The following is a 22,625-nucleotide window of genomic DNA, read 5'->3' as shown; positions in this document are numbered from 1 at the left end:
GTTCTACCTCAGCTTCAGGGTGGCAAGGCCGATCAGCACGAGAATCACGGTGATGATCCAGAAACGGACGATCACGCGCGGCTCGGGCCAGCCCTTGAGTTCAAAGTGGTGGTGAATCGGCGCCATGCGGAATACACGGCGACCGGTCAGTTTAAAAGAGGCAACCTGAATGACGACTGACAGGGTCTCCATCACGAACACGCCGCCCATGATGAACAGGACGATCTCCTGACGGACGATCACGGCGATGGTGCCCAGGGCCGCGCCCAGCGCCAGCGCACCGACGTCGCCCATGAAGACCTGGGCCGGATAGGTGTTGAACCAGAGGAAACCCAGGCCGGCACCGATCAGCGCGCCGCAAAAGACGATCAGCTCACCCGCCCCCGGTACGTAGGGAATCAGCAGGTATTCGGCGAACTTCACGTTACCCGACAGGTAGCAGAAGATCCCCAGGCCGCCGCCGACCATCACGGTCGGCATGATCGCCAGGCCGTCGAGACCATCGGTCAGGTTGACCGCGTTGCTCGATCCGACGATCACGAAGTAGGTCAGGACGATGAAGCCTGCGCCCAGCGGAATGCTGTAGTCCTTGAGCATCGGCAGGATCAGGGTGGTTTCCACCGGAGTGGCGGCAGTCATGTAAAGGAAGATCGCCGCGCCGAGGCCGAATACCGATTGCCAGAAATACTTCCAGCGGCTTGGCAAGCCGCGGGAGTTCTTCTCGATCACTTTGCGGTAGTCGTCGACCCAGCCGATGGCGCCGAACAGCAACGTCACCAGCAACACAACCCAGACATAACGGTTGGTCAGGTCAGCCCACAGCAGCGTGCTGACACCGATGGACGAAAGAATCAGTGCACCACCCATGGTCGGCGTGCCCGATTTGGACAGGTGCGATTGCGGACCATCGTTGCGAACGGATTGACCGATCTGACGGTTCTGCAGGGTGCGGATCATCCACGGGCCATAGCACAGCGACAAAACCAGCGCGGTCAGCACACCGAGGATCCCGCGCAGGGTCAAGTACTGGAAGACCGCGAAGCCTTTGTAGAACTGTTGCAGATACTCCGCTAGCAGCAGCAGCATTAATGTTTCTCCAGACGGGTCCCGCACAAGGCGGCAACGATGTTTTCCATCGCGGCGCTGCGCGAGCCCTTGATCAAAATAGTGGTGTTTGTGTCTTGCTCGGCGTCCAGGGCCTTGATCAATTCAGCCTGAGTACTGAAGTGAAAGGCTTGAGGACCGAAGGCGTTGACGGCGTGGACCATCATCGGCCCGACGGCGTACAGCGCAGAAACCTTGCCACGGGCGTATTCGCCCACGTCGCGGTGCCCCTGCTCCGCCCAATCGCCCAACTCGCCGATATCTCCGAGCACCAGAACGGTGCGACCGGAAAAGCCGGCGAGTATATCAACCGCCGCGCACATGGAGGTGGGGTTCGCGTTGTAAGTGTCATCGATCACGCGCATGCCGTTGCTGGCCAGTTGCGCGACGGTCCGGCCCTTGACCGGTTGTACCGCGCCGAGGCCTGTCGCAATGCCGAACAGCGATACACCCAAGGCATGGGCGGCGGCCGCGGCGGCCATGGCGTTGGCGACGTTATGGGTGCCGAGCAGGTTCAGTTGAACGTGCTCCACGCCTTCGGGGCTGTGCAGATTGAATGCCGGGCAGCCGCGAGCATCACGGCCAAGGTCGCTCGCATGGAAGTCCGCGTTAACGTTACTCAGGGCAAACGTCAGCACTTTACGACCAGCGGCGCGAGCCTTCCAGATGTCGAAAGCCTTGTCATCCAGATTCAGAACGGCGACGCCATCGGCATCGAGCCCTTCAATAATCTCGCCCTTGGCCTCGACGATTTTTTCCGGCCCGCCGAACTCGCCGACGTGGGCGGTCCCGGCATTGTTGAGAATGGCCACGTGCGGCTTGGTCATGCCGACGGTGTAGGCAATTTCGCCAAGACGCGAAGCACCGAGTTCGATCACGGCAGCCGTGTGCTCCGGCGCCAGTTCCAGCAGGGTCAACGGTACGCCGAGGTCGTTGTTCAAGTTGCCGCGGGTTGCCAGCACCGGACCACGGGTACGCAGGATGCTCGCGAGCATTTCCTTGACCGTGGTCTTGCCGCTGGAACCGGTGACGGCGGCGACTGGATGGGTGTAGGCCGCACGGTTGAGCGCGCCCAGTTGACCCAACGCCTGGCGGGTATCGCTGACCACCAGTTGCGGCAGCGTGCTGTGGGCAATTTCGCGCTCGACCAATGCTGCCACCGCGCCTTTTGCCGCGACATCATTCAGATAGTCATGACCATCGAAACGCGGGCCTGTCAGCGCAATAAACAGTTGCCCCGGCTTGATCGCGCGACTGTCGATGCTGACGCCGTCGAAGCTGACATCGGCACCGACCAGGCGCGCATTCAACGCGCCAGTCAGTTCGCTGAGTTTCAAGGCCTTAAGCATGGGCCACCTCCCACGCGGTCAAGGCATGATCAGCCTCGACCAGATCAGAGAAGGCGTGACGCTCGCCATTGATTTCCTGATAGTCCTCGTGACCTTTACCGGCCAGGACGATCACGTCATCCGCCGAGGCACTGGCAATCAGCTGGGCAATGGCCTGGCCACGACCGGAAACGAAGTTCACGTTATCCACAGCCGTGAAACCGGCGCGGATGTCATCGAAGATCACCGAAGGGTCTTCCGTGCGCGGGTTGTCATCGGTCACCAGCACGCCATCGGCCAGACGCTCGACCACTTCAGCCATCAGCGGACGCTTGCCGCGATCGCGGTCGCCGCCACAGCCGAACAGGCAAAGCAGCCGCCCTTTGACATGCGGACGCAGGGCTGTCAGGACTTTTTCCAGCGCATCCGGGGTGTGGGCATAATCGACCACGACCAACGGCTGAGTCCCGCCACCCAGGCGCTGCATGCGACCGGCCGGACCTTCGAGCTTCGGCAGAACCTTGAGAATTTCGTCCAGCGCGTAATCCAGGCCGAGCAAGGCGCCAACCGCCGCCAGCACGTTGCTCAGGTTGAAACGGCCAAGCAGCGCGCTGCGCAGATGGTGCTCGCCTTGTGGGGTAACCAGAGTGGCGCGCACACCTTCGTCGTCGAATTGCGCTTCGCGGCAATACAGATAGGCACTGGAGTCTTCGAGACTGTAGGTAATCAACCGCGACTCACGTTTTTCGGCGGCCAGTTGCCGGCCGAAGTCGTCATCAAGGTTAACGACCCGGCACTTCAAGTCGTTCCAGGCAAACAGCTTGGCCTTGGCGTCGCCGTAGGCCTGCATGGTGCCGTGGTAATCAAGGTGATCCCGGGACAGATTGGTCATCACGGCCACATCGAACGCCAATGCAGTCACACGGCCCTGATCCAGACCATGGGAAGAGACTTCCATCGCCACGGCCTTGGCCCCGGCCTTTTTAAGGTCCGCCAGGGTGGCTTGCACGGCAATTGGATTCGGCGTGGTATGCAGGCCGCTTTGCAGCGCGCCGTAGAAACCGGTACCCAGGGTGCCAACGATGCCGCAGTGCTGGCCGAGCAGGTCCAGCGCCTGGGCAACCAGCTGAGTCACACTGGTTTTGCCGTTGGTACCGGTCACGCCGATCAAGTTCAGATGATGACTCGGCTCACCGTAAAAACGCCCGGCGATATCCGAAAGTTGTGCCGCCAGGCCTTTGACCGGAATCAATGGCACTTCGGTGATCGGCAGCACGGTGGCGCCTTCCACTTCATAAGCCACCGCGGCAGCGCCGCGCGCCAGAGCGTCGGCGATGTGTGCACGACCGTCGAATTTTCCGCCCGGTACCGCGAGGAACAGGTCACCTGCGCGGACGTTACGACTGTCCAGCGCCAACTCACGGATCAACAGATCGTGGCCGGCGTGGGGGAAAATCTTGTTCAGACTTAATGACATCAGCCGCGCCCTCCATTGGCTTTCAGTGGAACAACCGGCGTTGCGTTGGCTTGTTGAGTCGGCGGCAGGTTGTCCGGAGTGACGTTCATCAGGCGCAGGGTGCCGGACATCACGCGACTGAACACCGGCGCCGATACCAGACCACCGAAGTAACCGGCCTTGGTCGGCTCATCGATAACGACCACGATGGCGTAACGCGGATCGCTCATCGGGCCGAAGCCGGCGAACAGCGAACGGTAGGAGTTCTCGGCATAGCCTTTGGTGCCCACCGATGTTTTACGCGCAGTACCCGACTTGCCGCCCACGTGATATGCCGGCACCTGAGCCCGGAACACACCGCGCGGGGCTTCGATCACTTGCTGCAGCATGCCTTGCATCGTCTTCGCGACCGCTTCCGGCAACACCTGGGTAGTTTGCGGAGCCTTGTCGGTTTTGATCAGGGTCAGTGGCGCGAGACGGCCATTGTTGGCCAGTGCCGAAAACGCGTGAACCAACTGGATCGCCGTCACCGAAATACCGTAGCCGTAGGACAGCGTGGCGGTTTCGGCCTTGCGCCATTCGCGGTAGTTCGGCAGGTTGCCGACACGTTCGCCGGGGAAACCCAGGCCGGTGTCCTGACCGAGACCGACTTTCTGCGCCAGCCGGAAAATCGTCTCGCCGCCGATATCGAACGCGACCTTACTCATGCCGACGTTACTGGAGTTGATCAGAATACCGGTCAGGTCGAGTACCGGACCTTCGGTCTTGGATACGTCCTTGATGGTGTACTTACCAATCTGCAAGGAGCCCGGGTACACCTCGACGGTATCGCTCGGCTTCCAGCGCCCGGTTTCGATGGCGGCGCTCATGGAGATCGCCTTCATGGTCGAACCCGGTTCGAACACGTCGATCATCGCGCGGTTGCGCATCATCGCCGGTTGCAGGTTGCGGCGGTTGTTCGGGTTGTAGGTCGGCTGGTTGACCATGGCGAGGATCTCGCCGGTCTTCACGTCCATGATCACCAGGCTACCGGCCTTCGCACCGTTCTCGATGATCGCGTTGCGCAGTTCGCGGTTGGCCAGATATTGCAGGCGCAAGTCAATGGACAACGCCAAGGGCTTTCCGGCCTTGGCGTTTTTGGTGACCTGAACATCCTTGATCAACCTGCCGCGCCGGTCCTTGATGACCTGGCGCTTGCCGGGCACTCCGGCCAGCCATTCGTCATAAGCGAGCTCGACACCTTCACGACCGTGGTCATCGATATCGGTAAAACCAACCATATGGGCGGTCACTTCACCGGCCGGGTAAAAACGCCGGAACTCTTCAATGCCGTAGACACCCGGTACTTTCAGATCGAGCACCGCCTGACCTTGCTCAGGCGTCAGCCCGCGCACCAGGTAAATGAATTCTTTATTGGCTTGAGCCTCAAGGCGCTCGGCCAGGGCTTTCGGGTCTTGCCCCAGCGCAGCGGCCAGCGCGGGCCACTTCTCTTTGGCCAGCTGCATTTCCTTGGCGTTGGCCCACAGGGTGGTCACCGGCGTACTGACAGCCAACGGCTCGCCGTTGCGGTCGGTGATCAGGCCGCGGTGCGCCGGAATCGGAATATGACGAACGCTGCGAGCGTCCCCCTGACCTTTGAGGAAGTCACGGTCGACAACTTGCAGATCGATGATGCGCCAGCAAATCGCGATCACCATGACGCCGAGCAAACCCAGCACCACACGGAATCGCCACGGAAAGAGTGCGCCTTCGAGTTTCATCATGGCGCCACCATCTGCACTTCGGCGGCACCGGGAATGTGCATTTTCAGTTGTTCGGTGGCCAACACTTCGATTCGGCTGTGGGCAGTCCAGGTGCTTTGCTCAAGAATCAACCGCCCCCACTCGGCCTGCGCTTTGTCGCGCACGCTCAACTCGTTGTACAGCGAGTTCAGCAACTGACGATTCCAGTGCGCGCTATAGGACACGCCGATCGCCGACACGAGCACGCCGATAAACAGCAGCAGCATGAAAAAGCTTCCGCCGGGCAGTGGCTTGGCGAAAAGCTTGCTCACCGCAGCTTCTCCGCCACACGCATGACAGCGCTACGGGAACGTGGGTTGGCCTTGAGCTCGGCATCGGAGGCCGTCTGCGCTTTGCCATGGATTTTGATTTTCGGTTCGAAAGCGACATGCCGAACCGGCAGGTTGCGCGGCAGGTTATCGGCTTCGCCTTTCACCAGTTTGCGCATGAACAGTTTGACGATGCGATCTTCCAGCGAGTGGAAGCTGATCACTACCAGACGACCGCCCACTTCCAGGCAGTCCAGAGCGGCTTCGAGGCCGGCTTCCAGATCACCCAATTCGTTATTGACGTGAATACGCAAACCCTGAAAGGCGCGGGTTGCCGGGTTCTTGCCCTTTTCCCACGCCGGGTTGGCGACTTTGAGGACTTCGGCCAGGTCAGCCGTACGCTCGAAAGGTTTGATATCACGACGCTCGGCCACGGCACGGGCCATGCGACCGGAGAAACGCTCTTCGCCATATTCCTTGAACACGCGGGCAATTTCTTCCACCGGCGCGGTATTGACGAATTCGGCGGCGCTGATCCCGCGGGACGGGTCCATGCGCATGTCCAGCGGACCGTCGTTGAGGAAACTGAAGCCACGCTCAGGGTCGTCAAGCTGTGGCGAAGACACGCCCAGGTCGAGCAAAACGCCGCTGACCTTGCCGTGCAAACCGCGATCCGCGACTTCCGAACCGAGCTCGGCAAAGCTGCGCTGCACAACGACAAAGCGGCCGTCTTCGGCCGCTAGCGTCTGCCCGGTGGCAATCGCCTGTGGATCCTTATCGAATCCAAGCAACCGACCATCGGGACCGAGCTGACTGAGGATCAACCGGCTGTGCCCGCCGCGCCCGAACGTACCGTCCAGATAGCAGCCATCAGGACGTACGGCGAGAGCCTCTACGGCTTCGTCAAGCAGTACGGTGATGTGGTTAAAGCCGCTATCTATAGTCACAGGATCAAATCACGCAGTTCGTCAGGCATCGCGCCCGGTTCTTGAATAGCAGCCAGATCAGCGGCAGAAACCGCATCCCAGGCATCCTCATCCCACAATTGGAACTTGTTCAACTGGCCTACCAACATCGCGCGTTTATCCAACTTGGCATATTCACGAAGACGCGGCGGAACCAGAAATCGACCACTGCCATCGAGCTCGAGGTCGACGGCATTACCAATCAGTAAACGTTGCAGGCGGCGGTTCTCTTCGCGTAGCGAAGGCAGTGCGCGCAGTTTGGTTTCAATAATTTCCCACTCGTCGAGGGGGTAAACACACAAGCACGGATCAACGGCATCAATTGTGACGATTAACTGACCGGAACTACGCGAAACAAGCTCGTCACGGTACCGGCTCGGCATGGCGAGACGGCCCTTTGCATCGAGACTGATAGCGTTGGCTCCGCGAAACACGTCAGCGTTTCTCCAAATATTAGCGTTTTGCGCTCAAAAAACCCACTTCATGCCACTTTCCGCCACTTGCGCACACTATAGGAATGCGCCCACCACACCGTCAAGGCGCGGAGTAAAGGAAAACCCTTACGAAACTGAGATTTAGGAGCATAAAAGGAGGGGTAACGAGAATTTGGCAGATGAAACTGCCCGATAACTTGAATCAGCACAGAAGGCTGCATTCGGAAGTTAAAGTAATTTATTAAGAGTAAGATTTTTTCGGTATTACGAAAGTGCTTCTGCTGACGATTCTGAGAGGAGGGAAAATCGGTGCTGCATCGAGTTTAGGCGCTCATCACCAGGGCAGGCAAATTGATATCACGCAACCCCTTCTACTGACAACGCTGCATGACGACAATTTCACCACCCACACCCTGCTCATTGATTTAAGCAGGAGGGTAGAAAAAGGTGGAGAGTCGATCTGTAAGCCGGGTTCTGTCTTGAACAGTCATTCGTCTACGATGGCCATCACTGGACATCTTTAGCAACCTACCCGGTCCCAGCGCGGGCCACGCCTTGGGACCCTATTTGGTCTTGCTCCAAGTGGGGTTTACCTAGCCACGAACTGTTGCCAGACGTGCGGTGCGCTCTTACCGCACCTTTTCACCCTTACCGGCGCCGAAGCGCTTAGGCGGTTATTTTCTGTGGCACTTTCCGTAGGCTCACGCCTCCCAGGCATTACCTGGCACTTCGCCCTATGGAGCCCGGACTTTCCTCCCCCCCCTAATTTTCATAGAGGGCAGCGACTGTCCGATCGACTCTCCGGCGCGAAGGTTAACGGCAGAGCGCCCGAAGAACAAGCGCTAAACGCCTTTTACCGCGCCTGCGCGTCGGGTTTTACTCGCCCTTCTGTTTTTCCAGCGCGACCTGGTACAAAACATTTTTACGCTCGCCGGTAATTTGCGCAGCCAATGCGGCAGCACGCTTGAGCGGCATTTCTTCGAGCAACAGGTTGAGCACGCGCATCGCCTCGCTGCTGACAGCGTCCTCACTCTCGGGAGCCGTCCACCCCGCCACCAACACTACGCACTCGCCGCGCTGCTGATTGCTGTCCGACTCAACGAACTCACGCAGCTCGGCCAATGGCAGGCCTTTGAGTGTTTCAAAGGTCTTGGTCAGTTCACGCGCCAATAACGCCGGGCGCTCGCCACCGAATACCAGCTCCATGTCCTGCAGGCATTCGAGGATACGGTGTGGCGCCTCGTAGAAAATCAGCGTGCGCGGTTCCTCCTTGACGAGCTCGAGGCGTGCGCGCCGCCCCACGGCCTTGGCCGGCAGAAACCCCTCGAAAATGAAGCGATCCGATGGCAACCCGGCCGCCGACAGCGCTGCGATCAATGCACAGGCGCCCGGCACTGGCACTACGTTAATGCCTGCCGCACGAGCCTGACGCACCAGGTGATAGCCAGGATCGGAAATCAGCGGCGTCCCCGCATCGGAAATCAGCGCCACATCGTCACCGGCCAGCAGCCGGGTAATAAAGCGGCTACCTTCATCCCGCTCGTTGTGCTCATGACAGGCAGCCAGCGGCGTCGCGATGCCGAAGTGTTGCATCAGCCGCTGGGAATGCCGGGTGTCTTCAGCGGCGATCAGGGCGACCTCGCGCAGGATCTTCAGCGCACGCGCACTGATGTCGTCCAGGTTGCCGATGGGCGTCGCCACCACATAAAGCGAGCCCGCAGCGGAATTCAAAGCACCTGGAGCAGTCAAAGCGCACACCTCATGATCGATAAAGTCGCCATTGTAACGCGTCGCGACGCCCGCGATACGCGCAAGGAACACTCACCTTTGCGGCCTCTTGCGCCATGGCGCAACATTTGTACGAGCTAAATTGATCGATTCACGCCAGTAACATCGCGCCCCGGCCAGCGCTTGGGTACAATTCCACGCTAATTTGATCGAGTATCAGGAACGCTTACATGATCGCTTGCCTGCGGCTGTTCACTGCCCTCTGCCTCGCTGCCTTGCTGGCCGCTTGCGCCAGTTCGCCCTCCTCCAGCCTTGGCGAACTCCCACGAACCCCGGATGCCAGTATTGAGCAACTGCTTGAAAAAGCGGCTCAAAGCAAAACACCGGAAGAAGCTGCACTGTTTCGCCTGAGCGCAGCAGACCTGGCCTACCACCAAGGCAATGCCGGCCAGTCCGCGCAAATCCTGCAACAGGTTCAGGTCGAACAACTCAAGCCAGGGCAACAGATCTTCGCCAGTACCCTGGCGGCGGAACTGGCCATGACCCGCAATCAACCCAAGGCCGCGCTGAGCGCCTTGAGCCACCCCAGCCTGCAGCGCCTGAGCGAAATGCCTGCCGAGCAACAGGTCCGCACCGGCACGGTTCACGCCCGCGCCCTTGAAGCCGATGGTCAGACGCTGGCCGCCGCAAAGGAACGGATCTTCATCGCGCCGATGCTGAGCGGAGACGCCGCTCGCAAAAACCACGAAGCCATCTGGGCACTGATCGCTTCGCTGCCAACCGATCAATTGCAGCCAAACACTACCGATGACCTCGGCGGCTGGATGGCGCTGGCACTGGCCGTAAAATCGGCCGGCACCCTGGAACAGCAGCAGGCCGCGATCGACAACTGGCGCGCCCAGAACCCGAAGCACCCCGCCGCTATCCAGCTGCCATTGCCATTGACCAACCTCAAGCAACTGGCCAGCCAGCCCTTGAGCAAGATTGCCCTGCTGCTGCCTCAAGACGGCCCGCTGGCGTCGGTTGGCAAGGCACTGCGTGAAGGTTTCATGGCCGCCCACTATCAGGCACAACAGGCCGGACAGAAGCCGCCAGCCATCGAGTTCTATGACAGTTCGCGCCTGACCAATCTCGACGAGTTCTACCGCAAGGCCCAGGCCGATGGCGTGCAGCTGGTCGTCGGCCCACTGGAAAAGCCACTGGTCAAACAACTCAGCACTCGCCCACAACTGCCGATCACCACCCTGGCACTGAACTACAGCGAAGGCGAGCAAGGTCCGGCCCAACTGTTCCAGTTTGGTCTTGCAGCGGAAGACGAGGCACGTGAAGTATCGCGCCGCGCTCGCGCCGACGGCCTGCATCGCGCCGCCATCATGGTGCCGAAAGGTGAATGGGGCGATCGCGTACTCAAGGCTTTCAGCCAGGACTGGCAAGCCAATGGCGGCAGCGTCGTCGCCATCGAACGCGTTGACCAGCCAGTGCAACTGGCCCAGCAAATTGCCGACATGTTCCAGCTGCGTCAGAGCGAAGGTCGCGCCAAGAGCCTGCAAAGCACCATAGGCTCGCAGGTTGCCGCCCAACCTTCCCGCCGTCAGGACATCGAATTCATCTTCCTGGCCGCCACCCCGCAACAAGCCCAACAAATCAAACCGACCCTGAACTTCCAGTACGCGGGTGATGTTCCGGTTTACGCCACCTCCCACGTCTTCAGTGCCAGCGGCGATGTGAACCAGTACAACGACATGAACGGCATTCGCTTCTGCGAAACCCCATGGCTGTTGGAGGCTAATGATCCACTGCGTCGCCAGGTCACCGCACAATGGCCACAGGCAGCCGGCAGCCTGGGGCGCCTGTATGCCATGGGCGTCGACGCCTATCGCCTGGCTCCACGCCTGGGCCAACTCAAGGCCTTGCCTGAAAGCCGAGTCGAAGGTCAATCGGGCAGCCTGGGCATGACGCAGAACCAGCGCGTCGTAAGGCAGTTGCCATGGGCCCAGTTCGTCAATGGCCAGGTTCAACGCCTGCCGGACACTCCACGCTGATGCCTGACAGGTCACGCCAGCAAAGCGGTAAGGATGCCGAGCGCCATGCGCTCGAGCATCTTCAACAACAAGGTCTGCGCCTGCTGGCGCAGAACTGGTTGTGTAAACGCGGCGAGCTTGATCTGGTCATGCTTGATGGCGATACAGTAGTATTCGTTGAAGTTCGCTACAGAAAAAACACTCAATGGGGTGGCGCGCTCGATAGCATCGATGAGCGCAAACGGCAAAAACTGATTTTTGCCGCTCAGTATTTTCTTCAGTGCGAGTCGCACTGGGCCAATTCCCCTTGCCGTTTCGACGTGGTTGCCATCGACAGTAAACTCGATCAGTTGAACTGGTTGCAGAATGCCTTCGACGGCTGATCGTTTACGCTCCGAACCGGACACCCGACAACATTTTTGCTCTTTGTTTTGCGGGCTGCACATTCACGTGCCGGACAGCCGCGCTCATTAAGGTCACACAGATGGACATGCAATCCCGAATTCGCCAGCTTTTTCAGGCCAGTATCGACACCAAGCAACAGGCGATGGACGTACTTGCACCGCACATCGAGCAAGCCAGCCAGGTGATGGTCAATGCCCTGCTGAACGAAGGCAAAATGCTTTCCTGCGGCAACGGCGGCTCTGCCGGCGACGCCCAGCACTTTTCGTCCGAGCTGCTCAACCGCTTCGAGCGCGAGCGCCCGAGCCTGCCAGCCATCGCGCTGACCACTGACAGCTCGACGATCACCTCGATCGCCAACGACTACAGCTACAACGAAATATTCTCCAAACAGATCCGCGCCCTTGGTCAGCCGGGTGACGTTTTGCTGGCAATTTCCACCAGTGGCAACTCGGCAAACATTATTCAAGCGATCCAGGCCGCACATGATCGCGAAATGATTGTCGTAGCATTGACCGGTCGCGATGGCGGCGGCATGGCGTCGCTGCTATTGCCCGAGGACGTCGAGATTCGCGTACCGGCCAACGTCACCGCACGTATCCAGGAAGTCCACCTGCTGACGATCCATTGCCTATGCGACTTGATCGACAGCCAACTGTTCGGGAGTGAAGAATGACCCCTAATCGCCTCGGCCTACTGGCCCTGACCCTGTGCCTCGGCATCAGCGGCTGCACCTCTGTGGTGAATGCCAGCCGTGAAGCACCGATCGAAGACGACCGCGGCACCCGCACCTTCGGCAGCAAGATCGACGACTCCCTGATCGACACCAAGGTCGGGGTGAACATCGCCAAGGCCGATCCGGCCCTGGACAACGACTCCCATATCGTCGTCACCAGCTTCAACGGCGTGGTACTGCTTGCCGGGCAAACCCCGCGCGCCGACCTCAAGGCCAAGGCCGAACAGGCCGCTGCCGCCGTTCAGCGCGTGAAGACGGTCCACAACGAACTGCAGATCCTGCCACCCTCCGGCTTCCTTGCCCGGCAGAACGACACCTGGCTGACCTCCAAGATCAAGACCCAGATGCTCACCGACCCGAACATCCCCGGCTCGCGCATCAAGGTTGTCACCGAGAACGGCATCGTTTACCTGCTGGGCCTTCTGACCAAACAGGAAGCCGCTCAGGCGACCAATTTGGTGCAAGGCGTTTCTGGCGTGCAGAAGATCGTCAAGCTGTTCGAATACATCGATTAAGACCTGCAGGAGCGCTCCTGCATCGTTTGAAGGCGCTGAAATAAAAAGGGTGATCCTTGCGGATCACCCTTTTTTTTATTTCACCACTTTCAAACTAGGTCGACCGCTGGGACGCGGCGGCTCACTGTCGGGTGGCGGAATATCGTCATCCGGCTCGAGCCCCTCATCGTCTTCCATGGGCGACTCCAGATCGAACACCATACCCTGGCCATTCTCCCGGGCATAGATACCCAGGATTGATGCGATAGGCACGTACAGCGTGTGTGGTACACCGCCGAAGCGCCCCTCGAAACTGACCGCTTCGTTATCCATGTGCAAATGACGCACGGCTTGCGGCGATACATTCAGGACAATTTGTCCATCACTGGCAAAACCCTGCGGCACCTGCACCGACGGATACTCGGAATTGACCAGCATGTGCGGGGTGCAATCGTTGTCCACAATCCACTCATAGAGCGCGCGGACCAGATAAGGTCGACTGGAGTTCATAGCGGCTCCTTAAGCCTTAGCGCATATCGCGTTCGACACCAGACAGACTCGCCTGGAAAGCCTCACGCGCAAACTGGCGCTCCATGTAATCAAGCAGCGGCTTGGCTGGCCGCGGCAGTTCTATACCCAGAATCGGCAATCGCCAGAGTATTGGCAATAGGCAGCAATCCACCAGGCTTTGTTCCTCGCTGAGGAAAAACGGCTTGTCGGCAAACAACGGCGACACGCCGGTCAGGCTTTCGCGCAGTTCTTTACGTGCTACGGCGCGAGCGGCCTCTTTGGTCCGCGAATCCAGGATCAGATCCACGAGACCGCACCAGTCACGCTGAATACGATGAATCAGCAAACGACTGTTGGCACGCGCCACCGGATAAACCGGCAGTAGTGGCGGGTGCGGATAACGCTCATCCAGGTATTCCATCACCACCGTTGACTCCCACAACGCCAGGTCACGATCGACCAGGGTGGGCAAGCTGCCATAAGGGTTCACTTCGATCAGTTTAGGCGGCTGACGGCCAGCTTCCACGTAAATGATCTCGGCGCTTACACCCTTCTCTGCCAGTACGATTCGCACTCGGTGGGAATAGTGGTCGGCGGGGTCGGAGTAACAGGCCAACCGATTGGTCACGCCCATGGCGATCCTCCTCGCTTGTAGAAATTATCGGAAGCGGAAAAACGAGCGCGCCCAGAGGGCGCCTCCCGTAACGCCTGGATCACCAGACTCGTTACACCTTCAGAGACGCCCTTGGGCGCGCGCGATTAACAGCAATTGCTTAAAGCTTTATCAGTGCACATCTTTCCAGTATTCGCGCTTGAGCAAGTAGGCGAATACGAAGAAGAACGCCAGGTACAGCAATACATACGTACCGATGCGCTGATGTTGCAGCTTAACCGGGTTAGCCGAGTAAGCCAGGAAGGTTACCAGATTCTTGACCTTCTCATCGAACTGCTCTTCGGTCAAAGCACCACTTTTCGGCACAATCGTCAGCTGATCGCACGCCTCATGTGTCAGCGGCGTACCGGTAAGCGGATCAAATTGTTTCTTGCCGTCTTCGACGATCTGAACCTGTTTGCAACCGACCACCTGACGACCTTGCAGGCCGACCAGGACGTTTGGCATGCCAACATTCGGGAAGACCTTGTTATTCACACCCCATGGGCGCGCCGGATCTTCGTAGAACGACTTCAGGTAGCCATAGAGCCAGTCAGTACCACGAACGCGAGCAACCAGCGTCAGGTCGGGCGGAGCCGCACCGAACCAGGTCTTGGCGTCCGCTGGCTGCATGCCGATGCTCATGTGATCGCCAATCTTGGCGCCAGTGAATATCAAATGGCTTTGCATCAGATCCGCAGGGATATCCAGATCATTCGCCACTCGCTCATAACGCTGGTATTTCGCGCTGTGACAGCCCATGCAATAGTTGGTGAATGTACGCGCACCATCTTGCAACGCGACTTTGTCACCAACGTCGATCTCAACCTTTTCGAGCTCAGGCTCAAGAGCGTTGGCAAAAGACACGACAGGAAGCGCAGCAAGAATCAAAACTGCAAATAACTTTTTCATCAGCCAGTCACCCTTTCCGGAACCGGTTTGGTCTTCTCAAGCCTGGTGTAGAACGGCATCAGAATGAAGTAGGCGAAGTACAGGAAGGTACATACCTGCGACAGCAGCGTCCGCTCAGGGGTTGGAGCCAGAACACCCAGAACACCCAGGATCACGAACGCGATGCAGAACACCCAGAGCCAGATCTTGCTCAGCCAGCCCTTGTAGCGCATCGACTTGACCGGACTACGGTCCAGCCAGGGCAGGACGAACAGCACAGCAATGGCCGCCCCCATCGCGATTACACCCAGGAGCTTGTCAGGAACAGCCCGAAGGATCGCGTAGAACGGAGTGAAATACCAAACCGGAGCAATATGCGCAGGCGTCTTGAAAGCGTTCGCTGGCTCAAAGTTCGGCTTCTCGAGGAAGTAACCACCCATTTCCGGGAAGAAGAACACGATCGAACAGAAGATGAAGAGGAACACCACCACGCCGACGATATCTTTCACGGTGTAGTACGGGTGGAAGGCAATGCCGTCCAGCGGTACGCCGTTTTCGTCCTTGTGCTTCTTGATGTCCACGCCGTCCGGGTTGTTCGAACCGACTTCGTGCAATGCCAGAACGTGCAGCACCACCAGGCCGAGAATAACGATCGGCAAGGCAACCACGTGCAAGGCGAAGAAGCGGTTCAGCGTAATACCCGAAATCAGGTAGTCACCGCGGATCCACTGGGTCAGGTCGTTACCGATGACCGGGATCGCACCGAACAGCGAGATGATCACCTGGGCACCCCAGTAGGACATCTGACCCCATGGCAGCAGGTAACCCATGAAGGCCTCAGCCATCAGCGCCAGGTAAATCAGCATGCCGAAGACCCACACCAGCTCACGCGGCTTCTGGTACGAACCGTAGAGCAAGCCACGGAACATGTGCAGATAGACCACGATGAAGAACGCCGAAGCGCCGGTGGAGTGCAGCAGACGCAGGATCGAGCCGTACTCGACGTCGCGCATGATGTATTCGACGGAAGCAAACGCCTCTTCCGCAGACGGGGTGTAGCTCATGGTCAGCCAGACACCGGTAACGATCTGGTTGACCAGAACGAGCAGGGCCAGGGAGCCAAAGAAATAGAAGAAGTTGAAGTTTTTCGGGGCGTAGTACTTGCTGAGATGGTCTTCCCACATCTTGGTCGCGGGAAAGCGCGCATCAACCCAATCCATGAACTTGCTCATCACGCTTTCTCCGTATCGACGCCAACGACAATGATGTCATCGGTCTCATAGGAATGCGGGGGAACTGGCAGGTTCAAAGGCGCGGGTTGCGACTTGTAGACGCGGCCAGCCAGGTCGTAGTGGGAGCCGTGGCATGGGCAGAAATAACCACCTACCCAGTCTTTGCCAAGATCTGCGGGAGCGACTTCCGGACGGAAAGTCGGCGAGCAACCGAGGTGCGTGCAGATACCAATCAGCAGCAGAACCTCAGGTTTGATCGAACGGGTTTCCGGATCGACATAGGTCGGTTGAGTCGAGTTCTTGGAGGTAGGGTCAGACAACTGGCCCTCGATCTTCTTCAGATTCCCCAGGATTTCCTGCGTACGGCGGACGATGAATACCGGCTGACCGCGCCACTCAGCAATCATCTGCTGGCCTGGCTCGATTTTGCTGACATTCACTTTCACCGGTGCACCTGCGGCTTTCGCCTTGGCACTGGGAAACCATGACCCCACGAACGGGACCGCAGCCCCCACCGCTCCTGCAGCACCCACCACGGATGTGGCTGCTACCAAGAAGCGACGCCGGCCTGCATTCACGCCGTCATTGCTCATTCAGTCCTCTCCCATCAGCTTTGTGGCCTGTTAAATCAGGCATCTACTAAGTAAAACTCTGTACTTATAAAAATTTTGCCGAATGGTAATGAAAACCCCCAATTCTGACAAGGTAATTACCTGAGGGCACCACTCCCAAGCCTTGTAGTATAGGGGCTCTGCGCGTGTGGCAAGTTGTCACAGAGCAATTCTTTGATAAATCGCACGCATAAAAAAACGCCCAGCTCCGCGAGGAAACTGGGCGTTCTTTTTTGAACGTGGAAGCGAATTAACGCTTCGAGTACTGCGGACGCTTACGCGCTTTACGCAGACCAACTTTCTTACGTTCAACTTCACGTGCATCGCGGGTTACGAAGCCGGCTTTACGCAGAGCGCTGCGCAGAGTCTCGTCGTAATCCATCAGAGCGCGAGTGATGCCGTGGCGGATTGCGCCAGCTTGACCACTTACACCACCACCGATCACGGTGACGTAGATGTCGAACTTCTCGACAGTCTCAGTCAATTCCAGCGGCTGACGAACTACCATGCGGGCAGTTTCGCGGCCGAAGAAATTATCCAGCGAACGGTTGTTGATGGAGATGTTACCAGTACCCGGACGCAGGAAAACGCGTGCGGTTGCGGTCTTGCGACGGCCAGTGCCGTAATTTTGAGTCGCCGACATAATGAACTATTCCGTTAAATCTTCAGTTCTTGGGGCTGCTGAGCAGTATGAGGGTGTGCAGCGCCCGCATAGACTTTCAGCTTACGGTACATGTCGCGACCCAGCGGGTTCTTAGGCAGCATGCCTTTGACCGCGGTCTCGATCACGCGCTCAGGGGCTTTGGCGATCAGCTTTTCAAAGTTGATCGACTTGATGCCGCCCGGGAAACCGGAGTGGGAGTAGTACATTTTGTCAGTGGTTTTAGCACCGGTAACACGGATCTGCTCAGCGTTGATTACGACGATGTAGTCGCCGGTGTCAACGTGAGGAGTGTACTCAGGCTTGTGCTTGCCACGCAGACGGCTCGCGATTTCGGTGGCCAGACGACCCAGGGTCTGACCAGCAGCGTCGACGACAAACCAGTCGCGCTTTACTGTTTCCGGTTTAGCAGTAAAAGTTTTCATTCTTTATAGCCTCAGGGGCCGCCCTGTAAATTAGACGGCGGATCTTACTGAATAGTGCGTACTTTGACAAGTCAAAGGCAGCCGGATACAGACGCTTTCGGGGGCTCGGGTCGGCGCGTCCGTTCAACGGCAAGATTCTTCGGCGGCGGCGCATCACTTCCACTGCAGAAAGAGGTGCGCAATTATGCAGATTGCGAAAAATAATTCAACCTGCTTTTATGATTGTTTTGCCCAAGGAGCACCCGATGGACTATCGCCAGCTAGGCCGGACCAATCTCAACGTGAGTGCCATCTGCCTCGGAACCATGACCTGGGGCGAGCAAAACAGCGAGGCTGAAGCCTTCGCGCAGATTGAACGGGCCAAGAGTGCCGGGATCAATTTCATCGACACCGCCGAAATGTATCCGGTGCCTCCCAAGGCCGAAACCTATGCCTCCACCGAACGCTATATCGGCAATTACTTCAAAAGCCGCGGCGACCGGACCGACTGGATCCTGGCCAGCAAGATCGCCGGCCCGGGCAACACCATTGATTACATCCGCGACAGGAACCTGCGGCACAATCGACAGCACATCACCGAAGCCGTGGATGCCAGCCTGAAACGCCTGCAGACCGATTACATCGACCTGTACCAGCTGCACTGGCCGGAGCGCAGCACCAATTTCTTCGGTCAATTGGGCTACAAGCACAAAATCGAAGCCAACCTGACGCCCCTGGAAGACACCCTCGAAGCACTGGACGAGCAGGTCAAGGCCGGCAAGATCCGCCACATCGGCCTGTCCAACGAGACACCCTGGGGCACCATGCGCTTCCTCGCCCTGGCCGAAGCACGAGGCTGGCCACGCGCGGTCTCGATCCAGAACCCTTACAACCTGCTCAATCGCAGCTTCGAGGTCGGCCTGGCGGAGATCGCCATTCGTGAACAGTGCGGCCTGCTCGCCTATTCACCGCTGGCGTTCGGGTTCCTGTCGGGCAAGTACGAAAGAGGTGCGCGCCCACCAAAAGGTCGCTTGAGCCTCTACAGCCGCTTCAGCCGCTATTTCAACCCGCAGTCGGAAGCCGCGTGCAGCCGGTATGTGGCACTGGCTCGCGAACACGGCCTGGACCCGGCACAAATGGCCCTGGCGTTCGTGACGCAGCAGCCGTTCGTGACCAGCAACATCATTGGCGCGACCACCATGGAGCAACTGGAGAGCAACATCGCCAGTTTCGATCTGAAGCTGCCGGAGGAAGTGCTGGAAGGGATCGAAGCGATCCACAAGGATCACCCGAACCCTGCGCCTTGATCGAATCGTAGAACCCATCACGGGCAAGCCCATCCCACCGGCGTCATTGATCCTGTGGGAGCGCTTGCCCGCGATAGCGTCCACCCTGCCAACGCCGATCAAAGCGATCTGGCAATAATCTCCTTCATGATTTCATTGGTCCCGGCATAGATCCGCTGCACCCGCGCATCCGCCCATGCCCGGGCGATCGGGTATTCCCACATGAAGCCGTAACCGCCATGCAACTGCACGCACTCGTCGAGGACCTTGCATTGCAGGTCAGTGCCCCAGTACTTGGCCATCGCAGCGGTTGGCACGTCGAGCTTGCCTTGCAGATGCAACTCCAGGCAGCGATCCACAAAAACCCGACCGATCTGGATTTCTGTCGCCATCTCCGCCAGCTTGAAGCGGGTGTTCTGGAAGTCCGCAATCGCCTTGCCAAACGCCTTGCGCTCGCGGGTGTACTCCAGCGTCCATTGCAGTGCCGCTTCGGCCGAAGCGAGCCCGCCGATGGCCACGGTGAGGCGCTCCTGGGGCAATTCCTGCATCAGGTACGCAAACCCCATCCCGGCCTGGCCCAGCAGGTTTTCCTTGGGCACCCGCACGTCCTGGAAAAACAATTCCGAGGTGTCCTGGGCCTTCATGCCGACCTTTTCCAGGCGCTTGCCCTTTTCAAAGCCAGGCGTATTGGCTTCTACCAAGAACAGGCTGGTGCCTTTCGCGCCAGCCTTGGGATCGGTCTTGGCGACGACAATCACCAGATCGGCGAGAAAGCCATTGGTGATAAAAGTCTTCGAGCCGTTGATCACGTATTCGTCGCCGTCCAGCACCGCCGTGGTCTTGACGCCCTGGAGGTCGGAACCGGCGCCAGGTTCGGTCATGGCAATGGCGGTGACCAGCTCCCCGGAAACCAGTTTCGGCAGGTATTTGTGTTTCAGCGTTTCACTGCCGTAATGCAGGATGTAGGGCGCCACGATGTCCGAATGCAGGGAAAAACCGATACCGGTCAACCCCAGGCGACCGACCTCTTCGATCACCACCGCACTGTAGAGAAAGTCTGCGCCTAACCCGCCGTATTCCTCCGGCAGATGCGAGCACAACATTCCCGCCTCCCCTGCCTTGTTCCAGAGTTGACGGTCGATGTAGCCCTGTTTTTCCCATTGTCCGTGGAACGGCACGGCCTCTTTTTCGAGGAACGTTCGCACACTGTCACGAAAAAGTTCGTGCTCGGAACTGAACAAGGTTCTGGGAATCATGCGGCACCTTTCTTGGTATTGGGCAGGAATGAACCTTCAGAGACTAAGCCCCGCGTCCGATACAGGACACTGGACACATCCGACAAAAAATAAGACGATCCAGCCGTCTGGTGACCACTTTCCCCTATAAGAATAAAGTTGAATTATGTCTAACCAAGCCTCCACGCCCTTGCGGCGCGTCAGCATCCTGGCCATCGACCGGGTTTTCGCTTCCACCCTCATGCAAGCCAAGGATTTCTTCCACCTTGCCAGCCTGCGCTACGGCAAACAGCTGGGCCACGGCCTGACACCGGCGTTCGAAACACGCCTGGTCAGCCCCGACGGCCAGCCGGTCAACACGTTCAGTGACGTGAAGATCCCGGTAGACGGCGGCCTGGAAAATGCCGACATCATTGTCATTCCTGCCTTCTGGGACGATTTCGACACCCTGAGCAAACGATACCCACAGGTCCTGCCCTGGCTGCGCCAGCAACACGCCCGTGGCGCGGTGCTCTGCGGCGAAGCGACCGGCGTGTTCTGGCTGGCCGAGGCCGGACTGCTCAACGGCAAGGAAGCGACCACCTACTGGCGCTTCTTCAATGCCTTCGCCGAACGCTTCCCGCAGGTCCAGCTCAACCAGGACAAACACCTGACCGACGCCGACAACCTGTACTGCGCCGGCGGCACCACATCGGCGTGTGATCTCTATATCTATCTGATCGAGCGTTTCTGCGGCGCCAATGTGTCCCAGGCCGTGGCACGAGACATTCTTTATGAAGTCCAGCGCAGCTACTCACCGGGTCGCATCGGCTTTGGCGGACAAAAGCTGCATCAAGACGTGATCATCCTGCAGATCCAGCATTGGCTCGAAGAACACTTTGCCGACAAGTTCCGCTTCGAAGACGTCGCCCGCGAACACGGCATGAGCATCCGCAACTTCATGCGCCGCTTCCAGACCGCCACCGGCGACAAGCCCCTGCACTACCTGCAACGCCTGCGCATCGAAACCGCCAAGGGCCTGCTGTCCGCCAGCCGCAAGAGCATCAAGACCATCAGCTACGAAGTCGGCTACGACGATGCGAGCTTCTTCGCACGCCTGTTCCGCCAGCACACGGACCTGTCGCCGAACCAGTATCGGCAGCAGTTTCAGCAGGCAGCATAGACCTGAACGTCAAGCCAACGCTCACTCCCACAGGGTTTGTGCCGAGTCAAAAGGCATAAAAAAGGGCCTGCATGTGCAGGCCCTTTTTGTATTCCGAAATATCCTACGGCTTGTGCGGACGCGACAGGAATTCGTGGGATTGCATTTCCAGCAGACGGCTGAGAGTACGCTGAAACTCAAAGTTCAGGCGACCGCCGGTGTAGAGATCCTTGAGCTCGACTTCGGCAGAAATGATCAGCTTCACGTTACGGTCGTAGAACTCGTCGACCATGTTGATGAAGCGTCGGGCGATGTCGTCGGTGGTGACGCTCATCTGCTCGACACCGCTGAGCAACACAGCGTGGAAGATCTTGCCCAGTTCGATGTAGTCGTTCTGGCTGCGCGGGCCGTCGCACAGCTCCCGGAAGTCGAACCAGGCCACGTCATCGCAGGTGCGCAGGGCAAGGATTTCGCGGTTTTCGATCATCAACACGTCATTCTCGATCGCTGCCGTGCACTCTGGCGTCAGCGCACGGAAGCTTTTGCGCAGGCTTTCGTTGGACGCTTCGTCGAGCGGATAGTGGAACAGCTCCGCTTGTTCGAGGTGGCGCAGACGGTAATCGACGCCGCTGTCGACGTTGACGATTTCGGTGTTCTGCTTGATCAGCGCAATGGCCGGCAGGAAGCGCGCGCGCTGCAAGCCGTCCTTGTACAGGCCGTCCGGCACGATATTCGAGGTCGCGACCAGGGTCACGCCGTTCTTGAACAGCTCCTCCATCAGGGTGCCGAGGATCATGGCGTCAGTGATGTCGGAAACGAAGAATTCATCGAAGCAGATCACCCGGGCTTCGGCGGCGAAACGCTTGGCGATGATGGTCAGCGGGTTTTTCTCGCCGGCCAGGGTCTTCATCTCTTCGTGCACGCGCTTCATGAAGCGGTGGAAGTGAGTTCGGGCCTTTTCCTTGAACGGCAGCGCCTCGAAGAAGGTGTCGACCAGGTAAGTCTTGCCGCGACCCACGCCGCCCCAGAAGTACAGGCCTTTGACCGGGGCCTGATCCTTCTTGCCAAACAGTTTGCCCAGCAGGCCCGGCTTGTTCTGCTCGGCCGCGACCAGATCGTCGTAGAGGCGCTGCAAATGACGCACAGCCGTTTCCTGCGCAGCGTCATGGAAGAATTCCGGGCGTTTCAGATCAGCTTGATATCGTTCTAGGGGCGTCATAATTCGTTAGCAAGGCAACAAAAACGGGCCGTCACTGTAGCGATGGCCCGTGGGAATGGCAATCA

The 22,625-nt window shown here is 58.6% G+C and carries 23 protein-coding genes and 1 other RNA gene; 6 read left to right on the top strand and 18 right to left on the bottom strand.

Annotated elements, in window-relative coordinates; genetic code table 11:
- Positions 1 to 3 precede the first annotated feature (3 nt).
- The 9 genes from mraY to rsmI form a co-directional block, all read right to left on the bottom strand.
- On the bottom strand, positions 4 to 1,086 hold the full coding sequence (gene mraY / locus ACX3YF_RS12670) for a phospho-N-acetylmuramoyl-pentapeptide-transferase (RefSeq protein WP_008016698.1): 1,083 nt from the start codon (positions 1,084 to 1,086) through the stop codon (positions 4 to 6).
- The gene (locus tag ACX3YF_RS12665) at positions 1,086 to 2,453 is read right to left on the bottom strand and encodes a UDP-N-acetylmuramoyl-tripeptide--D-alanyl-D-alanine ligase (RefSeq protein ID WP_130211257.1); all 1,368 of its coding nucleotides are present in this window, start codon (positions 2,451 to 2,453) and stop codon (positions 1,086 to 1,088) included. The genes mraY and ACX3YF_RS12665 overlap by 1 nt, the downstream gene beginning before the upstream one ends.
- Positions 2,446 to 3,909, bottom strand: a complete 1,464-nt coding sequence (locus ACX3YF_RS12660; RefSeq protein ID WP_130211258.1) for a UDP-N-acetylmuramoyl-L-alanyl-D-glutamate--2,6-diaminopimelate ligase — start codon at positions 3,907 to 3,909, stop codon at positions 2,446 to 2,448. Before ACX3YF_RS12660 ends, ACX3YF_RS12665 begins: the two co-directional genes overlap by 8 nt.
- Positions 3,909 to 5,648, bottom strand: coding sequence for a peptidoglycan D,D-transpeptidase FtsI family protein (locus ACX3YF_RS12655; protein WP_177329359.1), 1,740 nt, complete (start codon positions 5,646 to 5,648; stop codon positions 3,909 to 3,911). The genes ACX3YF_RS12660 and ACX3YF_RS12655 overlap by 1 nt, the downstream gene beginning before the upstream one ends.
- Positions 5,648 to 5,941, bottom strand: coding sequence for a cell division protein FtsL (gene ftsL / locus ACX3YF_RS12650; RefSeq protein ID WP_047532978.1), 294 nt, complete (start codon positions 5,939 to 5,941; stop codon positions 5,648 to 5,650). The genes ACX3YF_RS12655 and ftsL overlap by 1 nt, the downstream gene beginning before the upstream one ends.
- Positions 5,938 to 6,885 carry a 16S rRNA (cytosine(1402)-N(4))-methyltransferase RsmH gene (rsmH, locus tag ACX3YF_RS12645; protein ID WP_047532980.1) on the bottom strand — a complete coding sequence of 316 codons (948 nt, stop codon included), beginning with the start codon at positions 6,883 to 6,885 and terminating at the stop codon, positions 5,938 to 5,940. The genes ftsL and rsmH overlap by 4 nt, the downstream gene beginning before the upstream one ends.
- The gene (mraZ, locus tag ACX3YF_RS12640) at positions 6,882 to 7,337 is read right to left on the bottom strand and encodes a division/cell wall cluster transcriptional repressor MraZ (protein WP_047532982.1); all 456 of its coding nucleotides are present in this window, start codon (positions 7,335 to 7,337) and stop codon (positions 6,882 to 6,884) included. The genes rsmH and mraZ overlap by 4 nt, the downstream gene beginning before the upstream one ends.
- A 447-nt stretch (positions 7,338 to 7,784) precedes the next feature.
- Positions 7,785 to 8,138, bottom strand: an RNA gene (rnpB, locus tag ACX3YF_RS12635) — RNase P RNA component class A.
- A 75-nt stretch (positions 8,139 to 8,213) separates the two neighbouring features.
- Entirely contained in the window at positions 8,214 to 9,086 is an 873-nt protein-coding gene (rsmI, locus tag ACX3YF_RS12630) for a 16S rRNA (cytidine(1402)-2'-O)-methyltransferase (RefSeq protein ID WP_130211259.1), read from the bottom strand.
- A gap of 209 nt (positions 9,087 to 9,295) precedes the next feature.
- On the opposite strand from rsmI, the gene ACX3YF_RS12625 reads away from it, so the two are divergent.
- The 4 genes from ACX3YF_RS12625 to ACX3YF_RS12610 all read left to right on the top strand — a co-directional run bounded on the left by ACX3YF_RS12625 (position 9,296) and on the right by ACX3YF_RS12610 (position 12,739).
- Entirely contained in the window at positions 9,296 to 11,107 is a 1,812-nt protein-coding gene (locus ACX3YF_RS12625; RefSeq protein WP_130211260.1) for a penicillin-binding protein activator, read from the top strand.
- Positions 11,107 to 11,469 (top strand): YraN family protein, encoded by a 363-nt coding sequence (locus ACX3YF_RS12620; RefSeq protein WP_130211266.1) that lies wholly within the window; start codon positions 11,107 to 11,109, stop codon positions 11,467 to 11,469. Before ACX3YF_RS12625 ends, ACX3YF_RS12620 begins: the two co-directional genes overlap by 1 nt.
- Before the next feature lie 101 nt (positions 11,470 to 11,570).
- Entirely contained in the window at positions 11,571 to 12,164 is a 594-nt protein-coding gene (locus ACX3YF_RS12615) for a phosphoheptose isomerase (RefSeq protein WP_003171862.1), read from the top strand.
- A complete protein-coding gene (locus tag ACX3YF_RS12610; protein WP_056853208.1) occupies positions 12,161 to 12,739 on the top strand; it encodes a BON domain-containing protein in 579 nt (192 codons plus the stop codon). The genes ACX3YF_RS12615 and ACX3YF_RS12610 overlap by 4 nt, the downstream gene beginning before the upstream one ends.
- Positions 12,740 to 12,814: 75 nt before the next feature.
- Here ACX3YF_RS12610 and ACX3YF_RS12605 read toward each other — a convergent pair whose 3' ends face one another.
- The 7 genes from ACX3YF_RS12605 to rplM form a co-directional block, all read right to left on the bottom strand.
- Positions 12,815 to 13,228 (bottom strand): ClpXP protease specificity-enhancing factor, encoded by a 414-nt coding sequence (locus ACX3YF_RS12605; protein WP_047532998.1) that lies wholly within the window; start codon positions 13,226 to 13,228, stop codon positions 12,815 to 12,817.
- A gap of 16 nt (positions 13,229 to 13,244) precedes the next feature.
- A complete protein-coding gene (locus ACX3YF_RS12600; RefSeq protein ID WP_007972581.1) occupies positions 13,245 to 13,862 on the bottom strand; it encodes a glutathione S-transferase N-terminal domain-containing protein in 618 nt (205 codons plus the stop codon).
- Positions 13,863 to 14,012: 150 nt separating this feature from the next.
- Positions 14,013 to 14,792 carry a cytochrome c1 gene (locus tag ACX3YF_RS12595; RefSeq protein WP_130211261.1) on the bottom strand — a complete coding sequence of 260 codons (780 nt, stop codon included), beginning with the start codon at positions 14,790 to 14,792 and terminating at the stop codon, positions 14,013 to 14,015.
- Complete coding sequence (locus ACX3YF_RS12590) at positions 14,792 to 16,003, bottom strand: cytochrome b (RefSeq protein ID WP_047533006.1); 1,212 nt, start codon at positions 16,001 to 16,003, stop codon at positions 14,792 to 14,794. Before ACX3YF_RS12590 ends, ACX3YF_RS12595 begins: the two co-directional genes overlap by 1 nt.
- Positions 16,003 to 16,596: a ubiquinol-cytochrome c reductase iron-sulfur subunit gene (gene petA, locus ACX3YF_RS12585; protein WP_034149537.1), complete on the bottom strand. Its 594-nt coding sequence runs from the start codon at positions 16,594 to 16,596 to the stop codon at positions 16,003 to 16,005. Before petA ends, ACX3YF_RS12590 begins: the two co-directional genes overlap by 1 nt.
- Positions 16,597 to 16,864: 268 nt before the next feature.
- Entirely contained in the window at positions 16,865 to 17,257 is a 393-nt protein-coding gene (rpsI, locus tag ACX3YF_RS12580) for a 30S ribosomal protein S9 (protein ID WP_003228056.1), read from the bottom strand.
- 14 nt (positions 17,258 to 17,271) lie between these two features.
- On the bottom strand, positions 17,272 to 17,700 hold the full coding sequence (gene rplM / locus ACX3YF_RS12575; protein WP_003228062.1) for a 50S ribosomal protein L13: 429 nt from the start codon (positions 17,698 to 17,700) through the stop codon (positions 17,272 to 17,274).
- Positions 17,701 to 17,945: 245 nt separating this feature from the next.
- Between rplM and ACX3YF_RS12570 the strand changes: the two genes are divergently transcribed.
- Complete coding sequence (locus tag ACX3YF_RS12570; protein ID WP_130211262.1) at positions 17,946 to 18,986, top strand: NADP(H)-dependent aldo-keto reductase; 1,041 nt, start codon at positions 17,946 to 17,948, stop codon at positions 18,984 to 18,986.
- 98 nt (positions 18,987 to 19,084) lie between these two features.
- Here the strand turns inward: ACX3YF_RS12570 and ACX3YF_RS12565 are convergent, their stop codons facing one another.
- Positions 19,085 to 20,221 carry an acyl-CoA dehydrogenase family protein gene (locus tag ACX3YF_RS12565; protein WP_130211263.1) on the bottom strand — a complete coding sequence of 379 codons (1,137 nt, stop codon included), beginning with the start codon at positions 20,219 to 20,221 and terminating at the stop codon, positions 19,085 to 19,087.
- A 220-nt stretch (positions 20,222 to 20,441) separates the two neighbouring features.
- Here ACX3YF_RS12565 and ACX3YF_RS12560 point away from each other — a divergent pair, with 220 nt between their 5' ends.
- Positions 20,442 to 21,362 (top strand): GlxA family transcriptional regulator, encoded by a 921-nt coding sequence (locus ACX3YF_RS12560; RefSeq protein ID WP_189340509.1) that lies wholly within the window; start codon positions 20,442 to 20,444, stop codon positions 21,360 to 21,362.
- A 103-nt stretch (positions 21,363 to 21,465) separates the two neighbouring features.
- Here ACX3YF_RS12560 and zapE read toward each other — a convergent pair whose 3' ends face one another.
- A complete protein-coding gene (zapE, locus tag ACX3YF_RS12555) occupies positions 21,466 to 22,560 on the bottom strand; it encodes a cell division protein ZapE (protein WP_130208239.1) in 1,095 nt (364 codons plus the stop codon).
- Positions 22,561 to 22,625: the final 65 nt, after the last annotated feature.

Source organism: Pseudomonas fluorescens group sp. PF-69 (assembly GCF_054481235.1).
Note: the sequence above shows the minus strand (reverse complement) of the source record. Positions and strands in the feature narration are given on the sequence as shown.

Excerpts from the sequence above, each read along its gene's own strand:
- zapE (WP_130208239.1), bottom strand. The coding sequence starts at position 22,560 with ATGACGCCCCTAGAACGATATCAAGCTGATCTGAAACGCCCGGAATTC.
- ACX3YF_RS12600 (WP_007972581.1), bottom strand. The coding sequence starts at position 13,862 with ATGGGCGTGACCAATCGGTTGGCCTGTTACTCCGACCCCGCCGACCAC.
- petA (WP_034149537.1), bottom strand. The coding sequence starts at position 16,596 with ATGAGCAATGACGGCGTGAATGCAGGCCGGCGTCGCTTCTTGGTAGCA.
- rplM (WP_003228062.1), bottom strand. The coding sequence starts at position 17,700 with ATGAAAACTTTTACTGCTAAACCGGAAACAGTAAAGCGCGACTGGTTT.
- ACX3YF_RS12590 (WP_047533006.1), bottom strand. The coding sequence starts at position 16,003 with ATGAGCAAGTTCATGGATTGGGTTGATGCGCGCTTTCCCGCGACCAAG.
- ACX3YF_RS12625 (WP_130211260.1), top strand. The coding sequence starts at position 9,296 with ATGATCGCTTGCCTGCGGCTGTTCACTGCCCTCTGCCTCGCTGCCTTG.
- ACX3YF_RS12595 (WP_130211261.1), bottom strand. The coding sequence starts at position 14,792 with ATGAAAAAGTTATTTGCAGTTTTGATTCTTGCTGCGCTTCCTGTCGTG.
- ACX3YF_RS12615 (WP_003171862.1), top strand. The coding sequence starts at position 11,571 with ATGGACATGCAATCCCGAATTCGCCAGCTTTTTCAGGCCAGTATCGAC.
- ACX3YF_RS12665 (WP_130211257.1), bottom strand. The coding sequence starts at position 2,453 with ATGCTTAAGGCCTTGAAACTCAGCGAACTGACTGGCGCGTTGAATGCG.
- rpsI (WP_003228056.1), bottom strand. The coding sequence starts at position 17,257 with ATGTCGGCGACTCAAAATTACGGCACTGGCCGTCGCAAGACCGCAACC.
- ACX3YF_RS12565 (WP_130211263.1), bottom strand. The coding sequence starts at position 20,221 with ATGATTCCCAGAACCTTGTTCAGTTCCGAGCACGAACTTTTTCGTGAC.
- ACX3YF_RS12620 (WP_130211266.1), top strand. The coding sequence starts at position 11,107 with ATGCCTGACAGGTCACGCCAGCAAAGCGGTAAGGATGCCGAGCGCCAT.
- mraY (WP_008016698.1), bottom strand. The coding sequence starts at position 1,086 with ATGCTGCTGCTGCTAGCGGAGTATCTGCAACAGTTCTACAAAGGCTTC.
- ACX3YF_RS12660 (WP_130211258.1), bottom strand. The coding sequence starts at position 3,909 with ATGTCATTAAGTCTGAACAAGATTTTCCCCCACGCCGGCCACGATCTG.
- ACX3YF_RS12610 (WP_056853208.1), top strand. The coding sequence starts at position 12,161 with ATGACCCCTAATCGCCTCGGCCTACTGGCCCTGACCCTGTGCCTCGGC.
- ACX3YF_RS12570 (WP_130211262.1), top strand. The coding sequence starts at position 17,946 with ATGGACTATCGCCAGCTAGGCCGGACCAATCTCAACGTGAGTGCCATC.
- ACX3YF_RS12560 (WP_189340509.1), top strand. The coding sequence starts at position 20,442 with ATGCAAGCCAAGGATTTCTTCCACCTTGCCAGCCTGCGCTACGGCAAA.
- ACX3YF_RS12655 (WP_177329359.1), bottom strand. The coding sequence starts at position 5,648 with ATGAAACTCGAAGGCGCACTCTTTCCGTGGCGATTCCGTGTGGTGCTG.
- ACX3YF_RS12605 (WP_047532998.1), bottom strand. The coding sequence starts at position 13,228 with ATGAACTCCAGTCGACCTTATCTGGTCCGCGCGCTCTATGAGTGGATT.